We start from the raw sequence: 20,224 nt of genomic DNA, 5'->3' as shown, positions 1-20,224 counted from the left end.
GATAATGTACTTAGTACTTCTTGTAGTGGCTGTTGGCCTGACTATCCTTACAGCTTTATAACATTAACTTATAAAAACTGAAAAAATATAAAAAACAAAACTATAATTTATCTATTAACTATTAATTAATTTTTTAAATGAAAAAGCAACTATTTATTTTATTTGTAGCAGGACTGACTTCAATTGTAGCATGTAAAAAAGATGACAACTCCGGCCCCGATGCTCCCTCAGCTAAAAAACTGACAAAAATTACAAAGACAGAAGATGGCGAAAACACTGTTTATTCTCTTACTTACGACAGTAATAACCGTTTAACATCGTACAAGGACCAGAATAATACAGAGGCAACCACTTTTACCTACGACGCTAACGGAAATATACAGAAGTTAGAGAATAAAGAAGGGGATGATAAAACTGTTTTTGAAGTTACGTACAATAACAATGTTCCGGTATCAGGTTCTTTTAAAACCTACGAAGGTAACACTATAAAAGCAACTTTATCACTTGAATATACTGTAAGCGGAGGTTTGGTAACCAAAATCAAACAAAAAATGGATGCAGTAGCACTTGGTGAATCAACTATTACTTACCAGGGAGGAAATGTTTCAAAAGTTGAAACTACTACTACAATTCCAAATGTTCCGGCTTCTAAAACTACACTTACTTATACTTACGGAACAAAGAAATCGCCATTTCAAAATACAGGATTTAAGTATATTCTTGATCCTATGGGTTTATCCGTTCAATTCTTTGCTAAGAATGACATAACATCAGAAAAATATGATTTCCCCGGAACTGAATTAGACTTCCAATCTAACACTCAATACACTTACGATTCTGCAGGCTATCCTTTAACTGCAACTGAAGGAACAGGAGCAGATGCAGTAACGTATAAGTTCGAATACCAATAGGCCAACCTCACAAAGAATTAACAGGCTCCAGATCCCGGCTTCGCCGGGATTTTTTTGTTTATGTTATTTCATAAAAAACCGGTCGAGTGAAAACTTTCCCGGGCCGGTAAAAAATAAGGTAAGATACATTCCCATATATAAAAAAGACAGTTCCTTTGCGGCAAACGGCTCTGCTTTATTTATTATAAAACAGGCAACCGCCATCATAATAATTAATGGTATAACTGCCAGGCGGGTCATCAGCCCCAGGCAAATCAATATACTGCACATTACTTCAGCAAACACAGCAAAATAAAGCGAAATTTTAACTCCTACTCCAAAGGGATCGGCAAACTCAAAATTCCCTGCAAGTAAATTCTGTAGTTTAGGATAACCGTGAGTAAGCATGGTCGCCCCGGCAATCAGGCGTAAAATAAATAAGCCGGGAAGGTTATAAAATGGAGAGGCGGAAAAGAAAAAGTTCCTCATAATTAACTTTTCATTAAACAAATCTTTCAACTATTTTTTATAGTTAATGTTTTAAAATAGTATTGACCGATAGTTAACCACTAATAAAAAACAAGAAAAGCAACTTATACTCTTACCTTAAATGAAAGCCATAATTTTAGAGCAAGCCGGTGAGGCCGACAACTTAAAAACAGCAGAAATTGCTGTACCAGAAGCAGAATTCAACGAAGTACTTGTAAAAGTAAAAGCGGTAAGCATAAATCCGGTAGATATAAAAACACGGTCGGGTAAAGCGTTATATGCTTCCTTAAAAGACCATTCTCCACTTATTTTAGGCTGGGATATTTCGGGAGAAGTTGTAAGTGCCGGAAAAGACGTTGCAAAATTTGAAATTGGTGACCAGGTTTTTGGAATGGTGAACTTTCCCGGCCACGCCAAGGCATATGCTGAATTTGTTGCCGCTCCTGCCAATCAGCTTGCGCTGAAACCTGTTACAGTTACACACCAGCAGGCTGCAGCATCTTCTTTAGCGGCCTTAACGGCATTCCAGGTGTTAGTTCATCAGGCCAAAGTGCAGGCAGGAGAAAAGGTATTAATACATGCTGCTGCCGGAGGAGTTGGCCATTTTGCTGTACAAATAGCAAAAACATTAGGAGCTTATGTTATTGGAACTTCCTCTGCAGCAAACAAAGATTTTGTTCTTGATCTTGGAGCTGATGAAGCACTTGATTATACCAACATTCGTTTTGAAGAAGCACTTAGTGATATAGATTTTGTGTTTGATGCAGTTGGAGGAGATATTTCTGCCCGTTCGTTAAAAGTTTTAAAACCAGGCGGAAGATTAATTGCAATAGCAGGCGGAATAACAGAAGATGTAAAAAACGAAGCGGAAGGGAAAGGGATTACAGCGTTCCCTTACCTGGTACAATCAAACGGGGCAGACATGGATGAACTTGCTCTACTTCTTGACTCAGGTAAAATGAAGCCTTTTGTATCAAAAGAATTCGCATTTGAAGATATTGCAGAAGCGCACAAACAAATTGAAACCGGTAAAACAAGAGGAAAATTAGTTATAACAGTTGAACAGGAATAATCCTGTTACTTCTTATACTGAATTTTCACTGAAACTACACCTGCATTAATCATATCTATTTTGCGGGCCGCTTTTCGCGAAAGGTCAATAATTCGCCCTGCTACAAAAGGGCCTCTGTCGTTTATACGTACTTTTACCGATTTTCCATTCTTCAGATTGGTTACTTTTACTTTTGTCCCGAATGGCAGGGTACGATGAGCTGCCGTACGTTTAGAACTTCTGAACTTCTCGCCGCTCGAAGTTCGTCGGCCATTAAACTTACTGGCATAAAATGAAGCTTTTCCGGTTTCCGTAATTTTAGAAGAACAGGAACTGATAAATAACATCGCCAGGATAACAAGAACAAGTACGCGAAAATTCATTTTTCTAAAATAAGAAAACTTCAAACAAAAAAGCGGCTCTTTCCAAAGCCGCTCCTGTAAATTAAAGATTGAAACATCTTAGCCTTTTGCGGGAATAAAGTTCATAGAAATGGAATTTACACAATGGCGTGTATTTTTAGGCGTAAAGCCTTCACCCAGAAATACGTGGCCTAAATGAGCACCGCAATTAGCACATACAATTTCGGTACGCAGCCCATCCGCATCCGGAACGCGTTTTACAGCACCATCAATCTCATCATCAAAACTTGGCCATCCGCAATGAGATTCGAATTTACTATCCGACGTGTACAAAGGAGCATTACAACGTTTACAAACGTAAGTTCCTTTTTCCTTGTTATTTAATAATTTCCCCGTACCGGGATATTCTGTTCCTTTATTTACTATTACCCGTTCTTCTTCCGGTGTTAATTTGTTCCAGTTCATTTTCTCTGCCTTTTTAATTTCCTTAATTTCCTTTTTATCCTGTTTTTGTGCACACGCCGTTAAGTTAAACAGCAGAAGAGTGGCAAACAGTATCATTAAATTCTTCATCGACAATCATTTTAATCAACATACGATTTTTTTTACTGTTTTAGATTCTTCAATGCGTAAAATATAATATCTGACATTTAACTGATTATCATGTATCTCTGATTCAAATACCAAATCAGGTCATAAAAAAATCCCGGCTTTTTCAGAAAAGGCGGGATCTCAATTTTCAGTAATATTTAAGTTATTTACTTAATTCTTCAGCCATTGCTGCACCAATTTCAGCAGGCGACTCTACAACGCGAATTCCACACTCACGCATGATCTTCATTTTTGCAGCCGCTGTATCATCAGCGCCACCTACAATCGCTCCGGCATGACCCATTCTACGACCTGCAGGTGCAGTTTGTCCGGCAATAAACCCTACAACCGGCTTTGTTCCGTTATCTTTAATCCAACGGGCTGCTTCTGCTTCCATTCCGCCACCAATTTCTCCTATCATGATTATTCCCTCTGTTTCCGGGTCATTCATCAGTAACTTAACAGCTTCAACTGTTGGAGTCCCAATAATAGGGTCTCCTCCAATTCCGATCGCTGTTGTTATTCCCAAGCCGGCTTTCACCACCTGATCTACCGCTTCGTAAGTTAATGTTCCTGATTTAGAAACTACTCCAACTTTTCCCTTTTTGAAGATAAAACCTGGCATGATACCAATTTTAGCTTCATCAGCAGTTATAATTCCCGGGCAGTTAGGGCCAATTAAACGGGTGTCTTTATCTTTGATATATTCCTTTACCTGAATCATATCCTTTGTAGGAATACCTTCTGTTATACAAACTATTACCTTAATTCCTGCTTCCGCTGCTTCCATAATTGCATCGGCAGCAAAAGCGGGCGGAACGAAAATAATGGAAACATTTGCTCCTGTTTTATCAACAGCATCCTGTACAGTATTGAAAACCGGACGATCAAGGTGAGTTTGGCCTCCTTTTCCGGGAGTAACACCACCTACAACCTGTGTTCCGTATTCAATCATCTGGGAAGCATGGTAAGTTCCTTCGTTACCGGTGAAGCCCTGAACGATAACCTTTGAATCTTTATTTACGAGTACGCTCATTAGTCGGATTTTAGTTTCGCAAAACTAAAACAATCGAGAGGAATCTCAAACTAATTCAATAAAAAGATACAATGGGAAGATTTAATTGAATCGTTTAATTGGTACTATTATACACCGGTGTGTTCAGGGGTGCTTACAAACTCTTTTTCGCTTTTAGCAATTACAATGGTAGCAATTCCGTTGCCTATCATGTTTGTTATTGCCCGGGCTTCAGACATAAACCGGTCTACTCCCAGTAAAATTGCAATTCCTTCAACAGGAACTACTTTTAAAGCAGAAAGCGTAGTTGCCAGCACAATAAATCCGCTTCCGGTTACTCCCGCAGCGCCTTTAGATGTGATCATTAATACGCCAATAATTGTTATTTCCTGTATCAGAGAAAGATTAACATTAAAAACCTGGGCAAGAAAAATAGTAGCCATCGAAAGATAAATAGAGGTTCCATCCAGGTTGAAGGAATATCCCGTAGGAATTACAAGTCCCACTACAGATTTAGAACAGCCGAACCGTTCCATTTTTTCCATCATACTCGGCAAAACCGATTCGGAGGAGGAAGTTCCAAGAACAATCAGTATTTCCTGCCGGATATATTTCAGATACTGCCACAGGCTAAACCTGTAAAGACGGCATATTGCATTTAAAACAACAAAAATAAACAGTGCCATGGTAATGTATACCGAAAGCATCAATTTTCCCATCGGAATTAGCGTTTGCAGACCATAGGTTCCGATAGTAAATGCCATCCCGCCAAATGCTCCGAAAGGTGCCAGCTTCATAATAAACTTCATAATGTTGAAGAGAACCTTGGAAATCTTCTCAAAGGTTGAGATCAGCGATTGCCCGCTTTCTCCCATTTTTGACAGCCCGAAACCAAACAAGATTGCAAAGAACAATACCTGCAGTATCTCTCCTTCTGCAAATGCTTCCATGGCATTTTTCGGAACAATATGCAACACAAAGTCTGTCCAGTTTATTTCAGAAGCGTTTTCTGTATATTGTTTTACAGACGAAGTATTGGCCTGTACATTGATATTTACATTTCGGCCCGGACCGATAACATTGGCGACAACAAGACCGATAACAATAGCAAGGGTGGTGACTACTTCAAAATAAAGCAGAGCTTTTCCTCCAACACGTCCAACTTTTTTCATGTCTCCTGCTTTCGAAATTCCTAAAACGATAGTTAAAAAGATAATAGGAGCTATCAACATAGTGATCATGTTAATAAAAAGCTGACTGATAACTTTCGCAGCAGGCGCAAATCCGGGAAAGTTAATACCAACTAAGATACCGGATACTATGGCAATAAGCACCTGGAACGAAAGGTGAGAGATTACTCGCTTCATTATTCAATAATACTTCTTTTGCTCAATATATTTCAGGCAAAAGGTCAGGCAGTTTTAGCGATACCCTCTGAATTGAACTGAAGATCATAAAGCCGTTTATAATAACCGTTCAACTTTAGCAGATCCTGATGTGTTCCTACCTCTTTGATTTCACCATGATCCAGAACAATGATTTTATCTGCATTTTGAATGGTAGATAAACGATGGGCAATAACAATGGAAGTTCTTCCACGCATCAATTTCTCAATTGATCGTTGAATAAGAAGTTCAGTTTCTGTATCAACAGATGATGTTGCTTCGTCAAGAACCAGGATTTTGGGGTTGTAAACCAGGGCCCGGATAAAGGAAATTAGCTGTGCCTGCCCGGCAGAAAGTGTTGAACCTCTTTCCATTACGTCGTAATCGTAGCCATGAGGTAAACGCTCAATGAATTCATGCGCTCCAACTTCCTTTGCAGCTTCAATAAGTTTTTCGCGGGTTATTTCAGTATTATTTAAACTGATGTTATTGGCAATAGACCCTGAAAACAAGAACACATCCTGTATTACCGTTGCAATCTGCGATCGCAGGTAATCAAGTTCATATTCTCTTATATCAACCTCGTCAATCTTAACGGAACCCTTCCCTATCTCATAAAACCGGTTAAGAATATTAATGGTGGAAGATTTACCCGCACCTGTAGCCCCAACCAGCGCCAGTGTTTCTCCCGCTTTAACCGTAAAAGAAATATTTTTCAATACCCAGTTTTCATCATTGTAAGCAAACCAAACGTCTTTAAATTCAATTTCTCCCTCCATGGTTGTCGACATCAGCTTTCCTGAATTAGCTTCTGTTTCCGGAGTATCGAGCACTCTGAATATTCGTTCGGCACCTACCATCCCCATCTGGAGCGTATTGAACTTATCTGCCAGTTGGCGAATCGGGCGAAAAAGCATGTTTATTAAAAAGATAAAAGATACGATCAGTCCCGGCGTAACACCTGCAGAAGAAGCAGAAATTTCTGACAACTGCTGATCTGTCAATACTCTTTTAGAGCCATACCAAACCAAAAGTCCTAAAGACATAGCCGAAATGATTTCCACTACCGGAAAAAAGATTGAATAATACCAGTTTGAGCGAATATGAGCGTCGCGGTGTTTTTGGTTTACCTGTTTAAACTTTCGCATCTCCTGGTTTTCACGGGCAAAGTACTGGATAATAGCCATTCCTGAAATATGCTCCTGCAAAAAGGTATTTAACTGCGCTACCTGGGTCCGTACTTCCTGAAAGGAAGATTTTATCGCTTCTTTAAAAATATATGTTGAAAGTATCAGTAAAGGCATCGGAATTAAAGTTACCAGGGTTAACTTCCAGTCCTGCAAAACCATATAAGAAACTATGCCTATTACCAGCAGCAAATCGCCTAAAATAGAAATCAAGCCCTCTGAAAATATATCTGCCACAGTTTCCAGGTCTGACACTGTCCTGGTAATAAGTACGCCAATAGGAGTTCGGTCAAAAAATTTAAGTTTTAATCTACTGATGTGGTTGAATACATGTATGCGAAGGTCTCTGATTACGGATTGCCCCAGCGTATTGGTTGAAAAAGTTTGAAAATACTGTAAAACGGTTTGCACGAGCAGCAAAACAATCATGAGAATAGTAAGCTGTGTTAAACCCTGCATATTATTATCCAGTATAAATTCATCTACTGCCTGCTGCATTAAGAGGGGTTGTGCAAGCGAGATGACAGCCAGAAGAATGGTTAAAAACGCCGCAGCAATGAAAAGCCCGCGGTATGGCTTTACATACTTCATTATTCTGTTAAGCAATCGTATATCGAAGGCTTTACCTGTTACTTCTGCCATACTAAACTTTTATTTAAAATTCCTGTTCCGAACTTTCCTTTTCAACATCAATATAAGGATACAAAATACGTGTTAAATATAATCCGCAGGCAGGCACTGAAGTGCCGGCGTTACTGCGGTTTTTACTTTCTATAATATTTCGTATGCCTTCCGGTTTAAAATCACCTCTTCCTATCGGGATTAATGTTCCAACAATTGCCCGTACCATGTTTCTCAAAAACCGATCTGCTGTAATACGAAATACAATACCTGAATCTGTTCTTCTCCATACCGCTTCAGAAACCAAACAATTATTTGTAAAAACCTGTGTATTTGATTTACTGAAACAGCTGAAATCCCGATATTCCAAAATTACAGAAGCAGCTTCATTCATGGCCTCCAGATCGGGTACATCCCTCAATAGCCACGAATAATCCTGCTTAAAAGGATCTTTCTGAAAATGTATATGATATTCATACGATCGTTCTGTGGCGTCAAAACGTGCATGAGCATCTTCCTCAACTTCAATTATGCGATGAACAGCAATATCTTTAGGAAGTACTGCATTCAAGCTCTGCACTTTTGATTTGTCCATCTCCCCTGCAAACTCTTCCAGGTCAAAATGAGCATAAAACTGTTTCGCATGCACTCCTGTATCGGTTCTGCCGCATCCAACTGTTTCTATTTGCTGCCTGAACACCGTACATAACGCATTTTCAAGAACCTCCTGCACAGTAACAGCATTCGGCTGAACCTGCCATCCGTGATACGCTGTTCCCTTGTAAGAAAGTTCTAAAAAATATCGCTGTTTTTTTTTCAAGCACCAAAGTTAACTATCGCATACGAAAATCTTTTTAGCCTGCAACACTTTTCTATATTTGCACTGTAATTTCCATCAACATGCTTCAACGTATTCAAACTGTCTGGCTATTTTTCGCAACAGTATCTCTATTTGCTTTATTGCTGTTTCCTTATGTGCAGGTTTTAAATGCCTATGGCACGGCGAAGGCCATTAAAGTTACAGGCGTTTATGAAAACCTGAATGGTCAGGTTGTACAAACCCAGCCTTTTTTAGGGTTAACCATTGCTACAGTTATTCTGGGACTTATACCGTTTGTAATAATTTTCTTCTATAAAGACAGGAAAAAACAAATTGCCCTGTCTTATGTAGCTATTCTTCTGATTTTAGGATTCAGTTTCTGGCTTGTACAAACAACCAAAGAAGTTATTGGCGGAGTTACACTTCAGTTGCAGAATTACGGATTGGGCATCATTCTCCCCTCTTTAGGAATACTCTTCATTATCCTGGCTCTCCGAGGAATCCGTAGAGATGAGAAACTGATCAAATCTGCCGACCGTTTACGTTAACTGAAGTCAGGCAATGGTAAATTAATTCGCAAAAGGCTTCAAAACTTCAAATCCAACAAAAAAAGCGTATCTTTGCCCCGCTCCGGCAATAAGGCCGGATTTTATATATTATCATGAACCCATTTAGTCAATTGGGTATCCGTCATGATATTGTTAATGCCATCACTGAATTAGGATTTGAAAATCCTACGCCAATCCAGGAACAAGCAATCCCGGTATTACTTTCAGGCAGCAACGATTTTGTCGGATTAGCCCAAACCGGAACGGGAAAAACTGCCTCCTTTGGCCTCCCGTTATTAGAATTACTTGATTTTACTGAAAATCATCCGCAAGCTTTAGTGCTTTGCCCTACCCGCGAACTTTGTTTACAGATCACAAATGATCTGAAAAACTACGCCAAAAACTTAAATAACGTACATATTGTAGCAGTTTATGGTGGCGCAAGTATTTCCGATCAGTTACGCCAGATAAAACGGGGTGTACAAATAGTTGTGGCTACACCAGGACGCATGCTCGACATCATCAACCGCAAAGCGATTGATTTTTCTGATGTTCGTTACGTTGTGCTGGATGAAGCAGACGAAATGCTGAACATGGGTTTCCAGGAAGACATTGACAATATTCTGTCAACTACCCCCGAAGACAAAAAAACCTGGTTGTTTTCAGCTACCATGCCTGCCGAAGTACGGCGGATTGCAAAAAAATATATGCATGATCCGCAGGAACTTACCATGGGCACCAAAAACACAGGTAACGCAAATATCGATCACGAGTATTATGTAGTTAAAGCACGTGATAAATATGCAGCCTTTAAACGTATTGTAGATTTTAATCCGGATATTTTTGGAATTGTTTTCTGCCGTACAAAAATTGAAACGCAGGAAATAGCTGAAGCCCTGATTAAAGACGGCTACAATGCCGATTCTCTTCATGGCGATCTTTCTCAGCAGCAACGCGACAAAGTAATGAAGCGCTACCGCGAACGGAGCCTTCAGCTGCTTATAGCAACCGATGTTGCTGCCCGGGGAATTGATGTTAATGATGTAACTCACGTTATTAACTATTCACTACCTGATGAGATTGAAAATTACACGCACCGAAGCGGGCGTACTGCCCGTGCAGGAAAATCAGGCGTTTCTATTGCCATTATCAATTCAAAAGAAATTGGAAAAATTCGCCAGATAGAACGGGTAATTGGAAAAAAATTCACAAAAGTTGAAATTCCTTCTGGCTTTGATGTTTGTGAAAAACAATTATTCGGACTGATTCATCGTGTACACAATGTGGAAGTAAACGCAGACCAGATTGAGCAGTACATTCCAAGAATTATGGAAGAATTTAAGGATCTGGACAAAGAAGAGGTGATAAAACGCTTTGCTTCTCTTGAATTTAACCGTTTCCTTGATTATTATAAAAATGCTCCCGATCTGAATGCTCCTGCTTACGAAGAACGAAGTTCAGAGCGTAGCGGAGAAAAATTCAGCCGTTCAGGATATAAAAGCGATTACACCCGCTTATTTATAAATCTGGGTTCTGTTGATGATTTTACCCGAGGCGATATGCTTGGATTTATCTGTAACAATGCCAGAATCAGCGGTAAATCTATTGGCAAAATCGACTTAAAAGGAGTATACACTTTCTTTGAAGTTGAAAACGCTGTAGTAGATCAAATTCAGCAAAACTTTAAGTCGGTGGATTTTCAGGGACGCAGTGTCCGGGTAGAAATTGCAGGAGATCGTGATGGTGGAAGCCGTGACCGTGGTGGGGATAATCGCAGCGGATACAGAAGCGGTGGTTCCCGTGAAAGAGGGAACAGCAGCGGTTATCGCGAAAGAAACGGCAATTCACGTGAGCGCAGCGGCGGCTTCAGAGACTTTTCGGGCAAACGCCGTGAAGAAAGAAGCAGCGGAAGCGATAGCGGAAACCGTAGAAGAAAGTACTAAAACGTAAAAAAGCTGCAGAAACCCTGCAGCTTTTTTTATTATTCAGCCTTATCCTTCAACTTTTCCTTACTTATATAAACCTTCTTTCCTTTCTGGTTGATAAAATAAGTATGGTCATATTTATCAATGTAAATACGTTCACCGTTAGGGCCTTGTTTTCCTTTATAAACATTATCTGTAACTTCGGCAAAACCTTTAGCAGCTGCTTCTGAAGTTTCCTGTCCAACTTCTTTTGCTGCTTTCTTTATAGCTTGCCCCGTTGATTTTCCTGCCCTCTTCAAATCCTGCCCGATAGATGAGGTATCATTATTATTCTGTAAGCTGTCGCTTCGGTCCTGGCCATAACTTAATGACCAAAAACTCATTAAAAAAACAGCCATTCCCAAAAAGATCACTTTCTTCATGTTCTCAACTTTCTAAATACACACGTTTACCTTCTTCGTTTTCGTAAAATTGCTGATCGTACATATCTAAATAAACAGGTTCTCCATGCGGTCCATGAACATTATGAAGCAGTTTATCCTTAATTTGATTACCATAAGTTGCCAGTTTGTTTCCAAGGTCTTTGGCCGAATCAAGAACATTACCTGCTACTCTCGAAACCTCATTCCGTTTATAATATAAAATGGCCGTTACAGCAGCTGCGCCTGCAGCAATTCCAATTATACTTGCTAAGTTTTTCATAAGTAAATTTTCTTACTTAACAAAAAGGGAAGCGTTGTAGTTTTATTTAATCTTTCAGGAAAGCTGTTCTGTTAATAGCCGCATTTCAATATGAGGAGAATGTTTCTCATATAAAATTGCGTAAACGGCCCTTGAGATAGGCATTGGAACCTTATATATCTTATTGATTTGGTGAATACAATTAGAAGCATAATAACCTTCTGCTATCATATTCATCTCTAATTGTGCCGACTTAACAGTATATCCTTTCCCGATCATATTTCCAAAGGTTCGGTTCCTGCTAAACTGAGAATAAGCGGTAACCAGCAAATCTCCGAGGTATGCCGATTCTTTAATATCTCGACTAATGGGATGTACAGCAGCAACAAATCGCTCCATCTCGCGAACTGCATTTGAAATAAGTACTGCCTGAAAATTATCACCAAAACCAACTCCATGACAAATTCCGCTGGCCACGGCATATACATTTTTTAGAACTGCCGCATACTCTGTTCCATAAATATCATCTGAAATATTTGTTTTTATATACCGGGAAGTGATCAAACCGGAAAAACATTCGGCTAAGGGAATATTGGGTGAAGCAATAGTAAGATAAGACAACTTTTCTAAAGCAACTTCTTCAGCATGGCATGGACCGCTTATCACTAAAATATCCTCCAATGGGATATGATAGTTCCTGTTCAAAAATTCCCCGATGATGAGATTTTCATCAGGAACGATACCTTTTATAGCAGAAATTATTTTTTTGCCTCTTAATTTCTCTGCGTCAATTTCAGCAAAAGCGCATTTTAAGAAGGCAGCAGGAACACAAAGCAATAAGGTATCGGCTTCCGCAATGGTTGTATGCAGGCAATTACTAATACTTTCTTCAGGAACTTTTATTTCTACAGAGCTTAAATAATTAGGGTTATGCCTGTATTTGCGGATATGCTCTACGGCTTCCGCATTACGCATCCACCATAAAACTTTTTTTTCCTGCTGGTTATCGCATAAAATTTTGACTAAAGCAGTAGCCCAGCTTCCTCCTCCTATAACAGCAATCTTTCTTATTGATAGCTCCATCATCAGGCCTTAACAATTCTTATTTGAGAAGGCCAAGTTAACTATTTTGATGGAGAATTACTTTTTCTCGCCCTGGAATAGTTTGTCTTTACTAACCTTTTTAACCTGCATGCCGTCTTTTAATGTTTTTGATATGGCGGTAAAAGGCCTTGAAACTACTTCCTCTCCAGCTTTTAGTCCTGATAAAACTTCAATATTCACATCGTCCTGTATGCCGGTTTTAACCTCAACCTGTTTCACCTTGCCATCTTTATACACAAACACATATTCTTTAACTGGTTCATCAGCAGCTTTGTCTTCTTTTTTATTTTCTGATTCAGCGGCAGGTTTGTCCATATCATCTTTTGGCTTTTCCTCTTCCCGTGTAGTTACAGATTGTATAGGCACCGCTAATCCGCTTGCTTTTTGTGTTTGAATATCAACAGTGGCAGATAATCCCGGACGAAAAGGCGAAGGATTGGCTGATTTGGTACGCATCAGAGATTCATATGATTCCGGCAATATCCTGACTTTTACTGTAAAATTTGTTACCTGGTCGGCACTTGCACCAGCCACATTTGCCGAGCTTGCAATCTCAGTTACCGTTCCTTTAAACTTCTTGCCTAAAAATGCATCAATTTCTATTTCCGCCGGATCATTCAATGAAACCCTGTTAATATCACTTTCATTTACATCTACGCTTACTTCCATTGTATTAAGGTTGGATATGCGCATAATTTCGGTTCCGGCCATTTGAGCAGTTCCAACTACCCGTTCACCCAACTCTACTGATAATTTTGAAACCACACCATCAACAGGCGCATAAATAGTCGTACGACTCAAATTGTCGGCAGCTTCCTTAACTACGGCCTCAGATTGATCGATACCGTATTTTGCACCAATCACGTTCTGCCGTACAGATTCCAGATTAGCCTTGGCACTGTAGTATTCTGCCTTAGCAGCATCAAACTCGGCCGCAGATATAACCTTTTGCTTGTATAGTTCAGAACTGCGTTTAAAACTGGCTTCAGTATTCTTAAAATTTGCTTCTGCCTGCTTAAGCTGTTGCTGCGCTCCAGACAAAGCAGCTTTCTGACTATTTAAGGATGCAACGGCCCTGTTGTAACCCGATTGCAGAATGTCCGGCTTTACCTTACACAGTAGCTGGCCTTTCTTTACAACTTCCCCTTCCTTAACCAAAAGTTCCACAATTTCTCCTGATACTTCCGAACTTAACTTTACTTCTACTTCCGGCTGTACCTTACCGCTCGCAGAAACGGTTTCAATGATGGTTCTTTTTTCAACCTTTTCTGTTACTACTTCAGGAATGTCTCCATTTCCAAACCATCCCAGCTTGTTTCCTGCAATTGCAATTATTACTAAAACAACTGCTGCGCCGAGTACATATAAAAGCGTATTTTTTTTCTTTGCCATATAAAAGCTAAAATTAAAATGTTAATGGATTGCCCAGGTAAAAATCTATAACCTTGCTTCTGAAGATAAGGTCATACTTAGCCTGTATCAACTTGAATTGCGCCTGATTTAAGTTTGTTTGAGATTGATTAAAATCTAAAGAATTTACAAGTCCAACGTTATATCGCTGTTCTATTACTCTGAAAGCACTTTGTGAGGATTCAAAAGCACTTTGAGCAGAATAATAGCGTTTCTCAGCTGCTTTTAAATCCAATACTGCCTGGCTAATCACCTTGTTTAAGTTATTTTTTGCCAGCTGCTCAGCAATTTGGGCATTCTGATAACGAATCTTTGCTCTGCTTACAGCAATTCTTGAACTTAGTCCGTTAAATATTGGAATGCTTAAACTAAAACCAATTGTTTGATTAAAGTTTTCATTTAATTGAGATCGGAATGGAGTTATTTCTGTTACAGTGTTAAAACCGGGTGTAAGTACCCTCTGGTTTGTGCCTTCTACAAAACCTATGGGATTATTTACACCAGTTGGAACCGATTGCAGAACCCGTTGTCTGTTTGACGAATAGCCAGAGCCCAAACTTCCCTGAAATTCTAACCGTGGATACAAGCTCCCCCTTGCTACTTTTACAGCTTTATCAGCTGCAAGCCGCTCGTATTCGGCAAGTTTTATATCCGGATAATTCTGAACCGCTTTGGTAAAAACTTCGGCAGCTGAATAAGCAGAATTTACCTGCCCAACTTCATCTACTAAAGGTGCTACCACTTCAAATTCCTGGGCCGGATCTCTTTCCATTAATTGAGCCAGACTCAAATAGGATATATCCAACTGATTCTGAGCATCAGTTACATTAAATTCTGCTGTAGCAACCTGCGATTTTGCCTGAGATAGATCCGCAAGCGTCTTATTACCTACATCAAACTGCTTTTGCTCCCGGTCTAACTGCTGACGTGATATATCCAGCTGCTGTTTAGCTGCAGAAAGAAGGTCACGGTTATTTAAAACTGTCAGATAAGTAGTTACAACAGATAAAACCAAATCATTTCTTACCTTTTTGGTATTGCTTTTATCGGCTTCGAGCAAATATTTATTCTGTGCTATCTGGTTTATTTTTTGTCCGCCCTGAAACAAGGTGAGTCCCGAAAAAACGCTACCATTGATAGATGTGATCTGCTGATTAACAAATTGATAAGAAAAGGGGTCAACACTGCGCCCGAAATTAAAATTCAGATTACTGTTTGAATTTAAAGTAGGTAAAAGTGCCAGTTTTGATTCACGTAAATTTTGCTCACTCAACGACTCATTTAACTGGGCCTGCTTAATCTGAAGATTATTTTGAATTACATTCTCTACTGCTTGCTGCAAAGTAACTTTATCCTGCCCTTTTACCGTTAGGCATGCTAATGAAAAAAGCGACAGGAGAGTAAGGCTTTTTAGAGTATATTGAAAAGAACAAAGGGACCGATTATATTTCTTCATCTTAAATGACGATATTTCAAGCTATTATAATATTTAAATTTGAATTATCAGCTCAGTTCTGATACTTCATGTACTTTTGCAATTTAATCTTTTTTAATGTACCTGGTAAAAACTCCGTTCTGGCTTCGTTTACTATATCCATCCTCGCTGACCTGGAATAAATCAAGAACTGAAAAATCCATTTATCTTACCTTTGACGACGGGCCTATACCTATTGTTACACCTTTTGTTCTTGAAACATTAAAAAGTTTTGATATAAAAGCTACCTTTTTTTGTATTGGCGATAATATAAGGAAACATCCAGAAATATTTTCATCAATTAATAACGAAGGCCATCGTGTTGGAAACCATACCTATAACCATTTAAAAGGTTGGACTACAGAAGACGGAGAGTATATAGATAATATTTTAAAATGCCACCAACTTGTAAATTCCCACCTTTTCAGGCCCCCCTACGGAAGAATAAAAAAATCACAGATAAAGACACTCCTTTCGTCTATTCCTGATCTTAAAATTATTATGTGGGATGTATTAAGCGGCGATTTTGATGTAAGTCTGAGCCCCGAAAAATGCCTGTCGAATGTTATCAGGAAAACAGGGAACGGGGCCATTGTTGTTTTCCACGACAGCTTGAAAGCAAAACCCAGAATTGAATATGCTTTGCCCAGAGCAATTCAATACTGGAAAGATAAAGGATATACTTTCCGTACGCTGTAAAATGTTAAAAATATCGCGGAGCAAGTATCCTCTCGTCGTCAAACCCGAATTCGTAACGCAGCATAATTTCATGACTGCCTGAGTTGTAATTCACCAGGCGGGTAATACTTCTGTCGTACGAATACCCCAGGCGTATCTGTGGAGTAACCTGCATTTCAAACATTGCCGACATATCAGATTTATGCCTGTAAGAAGCACCAACAGAAATTACATCGTTTATCCAAAGATTAGCATTGGCATCTACCTGAACGGGGGCCCCCTGAACTCCCTTTACAAGTACGGAGGGTTTTAACTTCACATTTTCTCCCATATCAAAAACATATCCTGTCATTAAAAAGAGATGAAGGTACTGCCTTGCAACCAATCCGTTGGTCTGTATAGTTTCAGAACCGTTATTGAGCCTGTTATTTAAGATATGGGGAGCAGAAAGGCCGACATAAAACTTGTCGGAATTGAAATAAACCCCTGCTCCGAAATTAGGCAGGAATGCATTAACATTCTGGCTGAAAGCGACATCAGGCGTACTTTCGTTTAAAGGGACACTCGTATAATCTGCCCGATAATTTGAAATTCCGGCCTGCAAACCAAATGCCAGTGTGGATGTTTCCATTCTGATCCGGTAAGCATAGGATGCAAATGCCCCGGTAGTTTTTGTAATACCGATTTTATCATTAAAAACCTGTACGCCTAAACCTACATTCTTGTCGGGAAGCGAAGTATCAAAAGACAAGGTTTGGGTTTGGGGAGCACCTTCCATACCTACCCATTGACTCCGGTACAATGCTGTTGCACTTAAAACATTTCTGCTTCCCGCATAGGCTGGGTTTACAGCTAACGTATTAAACATATACTGTGAATACATGGGATCCTGCTGTGCAAAAACGCAGGTCCCCATGCATATTAGCAATTGAATGATTACAAATATTTTACCCATCTCTATCTCTTTATAGTAAGGAAGCTTGCAAACTTAGTTTTACCATTGACTATTACAATATAATAATAAGTTCCGTCAGGTAAATCCTCTCCTACACGTATTCCCTGGTTAGTTCTTCCTTCCCATTCGTTCTTGTAATTCGGATTTTTATACACCATATTTCCCCAACGATTGTAAATTTCAAGACTTATCCTGTCGTTACCTATGTTCTCTATGACAAACTTATCATTTACCCCATCATTATTCGGAGAAAATCCGCCAGGAATATAAATGGTTGTATTTTTCAAAACAACTGGTGTCGGAATGCGTTCCTCTGGACTTGTGTCATTATCAGGATCTGGATTAGAGCCATTTGTTGAGATATCAGTTGTTTTTTGATTGTCTGAACATTCTGCCGAACCAAGTGCCACGTTATTAAATATGCCAAAGTTTTTGTTTGGAATGATATTAACAGTGAAAGAAACAGTATCAGATTTTCCAATATCTAAAGTACTGTTACCTGATAACAGGTCAGTTACAGATCTTCCGTTATAAGATGAATTAGCTTCAAGTTTTCCTGTAGCTTTTACATTTCCAAGAATGGAGAATTGCATAGGAGCCGGGAAAGTTTTAACAAGATCATCCTTAATTTCTACATCCGTCAACGCTAATTTTCCTAAGTTCTTAACAGTTATCTTATACGAAACAGTATAGCTTCCATTGGCTTCAAGTTTAGGTTCTGAAGCCGCCTTTGCCAAACCTAGAACAGGTACCGGCTTTACTGTTATTGTTACTGTTGCGATATTGCTGCATAATATTGCAGGGTTTTTATCGCAAGCTTTATAGGTAAACTTATCGCTGCCACTGTAGCCCTTATCCGGATTATAAGTAAAGGTTCCATCCGCCTTAAGTGTTAGTTTACCATGTGAAGGCCCACTCACTGTACTTGCAACTAAACCATCAAAATCTGCATCTGTATCATTATCCAGTATGTTTCCGCTAAGTTGATCATTTTGTTTAACAATGTATGTGTCATTAGCAGCCACGGGAGCAGTATTAACTGATTTGATAGTAACTTCAAATTTCATCAGAATAGTTCCACCGTTTCCGTCATCTATCTTAATCAGAAACGCGTCCTCACCACTATATCCGGTAGCAGGAGTATAAGTAAATCCTCCATCTGTATCAATGACCAGAGCGCCATGGGCTGGTTTTACAGAAGTTTGATAGCCGAGTTTATCTCCATCTGGGTCGGTAGCCGGTACATTTCCCTTTATAGAGGTATTCTGCTGCATTACAATTGTTTTAAGCAGATTATTTTCTCCTGGAGATTCTCCCCCGGGAGCAACAGGGTTATCGTTAACCGGGTTAATTGTTAAGCTGACTGTTGCTATATTAGAAAGAGCTCCTTCATTATCTTTTACTGTATATTGGAAAGTATCAGAACCATTGAAGTTTTCGGAAGGAACGTAACTTACTGTACCTGCATCGTTAACAGTTATTTTTCCGTGTACAGGGGCTCTTACAATATTAACACTTCCGGCATCAATTGTTCCATCCTCATCCGTATCATTTGAAAGAACATTGAAGAACACTTTAGCATCTTCATCCAGCACCACAAAATCATTTACAGCTACCGGAGGATCATTTACAGCCACAATTGTAATGTTAACAGTTGCCGTATTACTAATTGAAGTGCCAATTTTTACTGTATAAGTAAATTGATCCGTTCCATTATAATTTGCATACGGGGTGTAAACATAGCTTCCATCAGCATTAATCACTAAAGTTCCATGTGACGGGCCCTGATTTTTACTATACGTAATATTGTCAACATCGCTTGCAGATAACCGATTATTAATTGCAACATCTTCATTTGTAGTAACTGCTGCATTGTTTGCTATCAGATTGATACTTCCTACTGTATTGCTGATTGTAGTTGATGCTAAGATATAATTAGTTGCATCAGTACCCTCAATACTTATTCCGTTTACTGTTACACTTTTAGATGTCCCAACATTTTTATTGTTGTAAATGCCTTCAACAGGACTTTTAAGAGTAACTCGGTCACCATCAATAACTCCTTTTAGAATATAGTTTGATGAAGTTAAAGTTGCATTTGCATTCCCGTCGTAATCTTTATTTACAGAGCCAGTCAATGTAACTGTTAATACTTTAGGAGTGATTTCAAGATGGCCATTAACGTAACTGATTAAATAATTATTTGAAGAATAGCCTCCAGGGATAATTACATAGTTACCTATATTCTTTGCGCCCTGTGATGTTCCTGTATAAGATAAAGTACCATTTAGTGCTGCTACTGTTTCCGAATTGACAAAGCCATCATAAGTAACTCCATTACCTCCGGTATAATTAGTAGCATCATACGTCTTGCTTTCATCTACTGCTGTTACTGTTAAGGTAGCCTTGCCTATCGTCAGCGTTCCTGCTGTATACGTGAAGTCGTAGTTAGCCGATGCTCCCCCTGCTGCCGTGATTGCATAGGTACCGGCTGCGCTGCCTGTGGTGGCTGCTGTGGTTGCTGTTGGTGCTGTGGTCAGGTCTGTTGCTGTATCCCCGTTTACAAAGCCAGTGTAGCTTACCGTTAAGGCCGGATTAGCTGATCCGTAGGTCCTGCTCTTGTCCTCTGCTGTTACTGCTAAGGTAGCTTTGCCGATCGTCAGCGTTCCTGCTGTATACGTGAAATCGTAGTTAGACGATACTCCCCCTGCTGCCGTGATCGCATAGGTACCTGCTGCACTGCCTGTGGTGGCTGCTGTGGTTGCTGTCGGCGGGGTGGTCAGGTCTGTTGCTGTATCCCCGTTTACAAAGCCGCTGTAACTTACCGTTAAGGCCGGGTTGGCTGATCCGTAGGTCCTGCTCTGGTCGTCTGCTGTTACTGCTAAGGTAGCTTTGCCGATGGTCAGCGTTCCTGCTGTATACGTGAAGTCGTAGTTAGCCGATACTCCCCCTGCTGCCGTGATCGCATAGGTACCTGCTGCACTGCCTGTGGTGGCTGCTGTGGTTGCTGTTGGCGGGGTGGTCAGGTCTGTTGCTGT

The 20,224-nt window shown here is 39.7% G+C and carries 19 protein-coding genes; 5 read left to right on the top strand and 14 right to left on the bottom strand.

Features of this window, described 5'->3' with window-relative positions; genetic code table 11:
* Positions 1 to 137 precede the first annotated feature (137 nt).
* Positions 138 to 911 carry a hypothetical protein gene (locus ACLCDL_RS16740; RefSeq protein ID WP_423149560.1) on the top strand — a complete coding sequence of 258 codons (774 nt, stop codon included), beginning with the start codon at positions 138 to 140 and terminating at the stop codon, positions 909 to 911.
* A 63-nt stretch (positions 912 to 974) separates the two neighbouring features.
* On the opposite strand, the gene ACLCDL_RS16735 is transcribed toward ACLCDL_RS16740, so the two are convergent.
* Positions 975 to 1,379, bottom strand: coding sequence for a DoxX family protein (locus tag ACLCDL_RS16735; protein ID WP_423149559.1), 405 nt, complete (start codon positions 1,377 to 1,379; stop codon positions 975 to 977).
* Between the two features lie 121 nt (positions 1,380 to 1,500).
* Here ACLCDL_RS16735 and ACLCDL_RS16730 point away from each other — a divergent pair, with 121 nt between their 5' ends.
* Positions 1,501 to 2,451 (top strand): NADP-dependent oxidoreductase, encoded by a 951-nt coding sequence (locus ACLCDL_RS16730; protein WP_423149558.1) that lies wholly within the window; start codon positions 1,501 to 1,503, stop codon positions 2,449 to 2,451.
* Positions 2,452 to 2,456: 5 nt separating this feature from the next.
* On the opposite strand, the gene ACLCDL_RS16725 is transcribed toward ACLCDL_RS16730, so the two are convergent.
* From ACLCDL_RS16725 to truA, 6 genes are all read right to left on the bottom strand, one after another.
* Entirely contained in the window at positions 2,457 to 2,813 is a 357-nt protein-coding gene (locus tag ACLCDL_RS16725) for a septal ring lytic transglycosylase RlpA family protein (RefSeq protein WP_423149557.1), read from the bottom strand.
* A 78-nt stretch (positions 2,814 to 2,891) separates the two neighbouring features.
* Positions 2,892 to 3,365, bottom strand: coding sequence for a methionine-R-sulfoxide reductase (locus ACLCDL_RS16720; RefSeq protein WP_423149556.1), 474 nt, complete (start codon positions 3,363 to 3,365; stop codon positions 2,892 to 2,894).
* 181 nt (positions 3,366 to 3,546) lie between these two features.
* A complete protein-coding gene (sucD, locus tag ACLCDL_RS16715; protein ID WP_423149555.1) occupies positions 3,547 to 4,419 on the bottom strand; it encodes a succinate--CoA ligase subunit alpha in 873 nt (290 codons plus the stop codon).
* Positions 4,420 to 4,526: 107 nt separating this feature from the next.
* Positions 4,527 to 5,765: a C4-dicarboxylate transporter DctA gene (gene dctA / locus ACLCDL_RS16710; RefSeq protein WP_423149554.1), complete on the bottom strand. Its 1,239-nt coding sequence runs from the start codon at positions 5,763 to 5,765 to the stop codon at positions 4,527 to 4,529.
* A 44-nt stretch (positions 5,766 to 5,809) separates the two neighbouring features.
* Positions 5,810 to 7,612, bottom strand: a complete 1,803-nt coding sequence (locus ACLCDL_RS16705; protein ID WP_423149553.1) for an ABC transporter ATP-binding protein — start codon at positions 7,610 to 7,612, stop codon at positions 5,810 to 5,812.
* Positions 7,613 to 7,625: 13 nt separating this feature from the next.
* Positions 7,626 to 8,411, bottom strand: a complete 786-nt coding sequence (gene truA / locus ACLCDL_RS16700) for a tRNA pseudouridine(38-40) synthase TruA (RefSeq protein ID WP_423149552.1) — start codon at positions 8,409 to 8,411, stop codon at positions 7,626 to 7,628.
* Positions 8,412 to 8,491: 80 nt separating this feature from the next.
* On the opposite strand from truA, the gene ACLCDL_RS16695 reads away from it, so the two are divergent.
* Together ACLCDL_RS16695 and ACLCDL_RS16690 are read left to right on the top strand one after the other, a co-directional pair.
* Positions 8,492 to 8,959: a DUF4293 domain-containing protein gene (locus ACLCDL_RS16695; protein ID WP_423149551.1), complete on the top strand. Its 468-nt coding sequence runs from the start codon at positions 8,492 to 8,494 to the stop codon at positions 8,957 to 8,959.
* A gap of 113 nt (positions 8,960 to 9,072) precedes the next feature.
* Positions 9,073 to 10,902 (top strand): DEAD/DEAH box helicase, encoded by a 1,830-nt coding sequence (locus ACLCDL_RS16690; protein WP_423149550.1) that lies wholly within the window; start codon positions 9,073 to 9,075, stop codon positions 10,900 to 10,902.
* Between the two features lie 38 nt (positions 10,903 to 10,940).
* Here ACLCDL_RS16690 and ACLCDL_RS16685 read toward each other — a convergent pair whose 3' ends face one another.
* From ACLCDL_RS16685 to ACLCDL_RS16665, 5 genes are read right to left on the bottom strand one after another with little or no spacing between them, the layout of a single operon-like run.
* Positions 10,941 to 11,306, bottom strand: a complete 366-nt coding sequence (locus ACLCDL_RS16685) for a hypothetical protein (protein ID WP_423149549.1) — start codon at positions 11,304 to 11,306, stop codon at positions 10,941 to 10,943.
* Between the two features lie 4 nt (positions 11,307 to 11,310).
* On the bottom strand, positions 11,311 to 11,586 hold the full coding sequence (locus ACLCDL_RS16680; RefSeq protein ID WP_423149548.1) for a hypothetical protein: 276 nt from the start codon (positions 11,584 to 11,586) through the stop codon (positions 11,311 to 11,313).
* A gap of 54 nt (positions 11,587 to 11,640) precedes the next feature.
* On the bottom strand, positions 11,641 to 12,651 hold the full coding sequence (locus tag ACLCDL_RS16675) for an NAD(P)H-dependent glycerol-3-phosphate dehydrogenase (protein WP_423149547.1): 1,011 nt from the start codon (positions 12,649 to 12,651) through the stop codon (positions 11,641 to 11,643).
* 54 nt (positions 12,652 to 12,705) lie between these two features.
* Positions 12,706 to 14,061: an efflux RND transporter periplasmic adaptor subunit gene (locus ACLCDL_RS16670; RefSeq protein WP_423149546.1), complete on the bottom strand. Its 1,356-nt coding sequence runs from the start codon at positions 14,059 to 14,061 to the stop codon at positions 12,706 to 12,708.
* Between the two features lie 13 nt (positions 14,062 to 14,074).
* Positions 14,075 to 15,535, bottom strand: a complete 1,461-nt coding sequence (locus tag ACLCDL_RS16665) for a TolC family protein (RefSeq protein ID WP_423149545.1) — start codon at positions 15,533 to 15,535, stop codon at positions 14,075 to 14,077.
* A 96-nt stretch (positions 15,536 to 15,631) separates the two neighbouring features.
* On the opposite strand from ACLCDL_RS16665, the gene ACLCDL_RS16660 reads away from it, so the two are divergent.
* Positions 15,632 to 16,252 carry a polysaccharide deacetylase family protein gene (locus ACLCDL_RS16660; RefSeq protein WP_423149544.1) on the top strand — a complete coding sequence of 207 codons (621 nt, stop codon included), beginning with the start codon at positions 15,632 to 15,634 and terminating at the stop codon, positions 16,250 to 16,252.
* 4 nt (positions 16,253 to 16,256) lie between these two features.
* Here the strand turns inward: ACLCDL_RS16660 and ACLCDL_RS16655 are convergent, their stop codons facing one another.
* The gene (locus tag ACLCDL_RS16655) at positions 16,257 to 17,186 is read right to left on the bottom strand and encodes a PorP/SprF family type IX secretion system membrane protein (protein WP_423149543.1); all 930 of its coding nucleotides are present in this window, start codon (positions 17,184 to 17,186) and stop codon (positions 16,257 to 16,259) included.
* Positions 17,187 to 17,188: 2 nt separating this feature from the next.
* Positions 17,189 to 20,224 (bottom strand): tandem-95 repeat protein (locus tag ACLCDL_RS16650; RefSeq protein WP_423149542.1); only part of this gene is annotated, 3,036 nt, incomplete at its 5' end.

The sequence above is a fragment of the Rubrilithobacter danxiaensis genome, assembly GCF_047272945.1.
Taxonomy (GTDB): Bacteria; Bacteroidota; Bacteroidia; order Sphingobacteriales; family Sphingobacteriaceae; genus Rubrolithibacter; species Rubrolithibacter danxiaensis.
The sequence above is the reverse complement of the archived record's forward strand: the minus strand, read 5'-3'. Positions and strand labels throughout refer to the sequence as shown.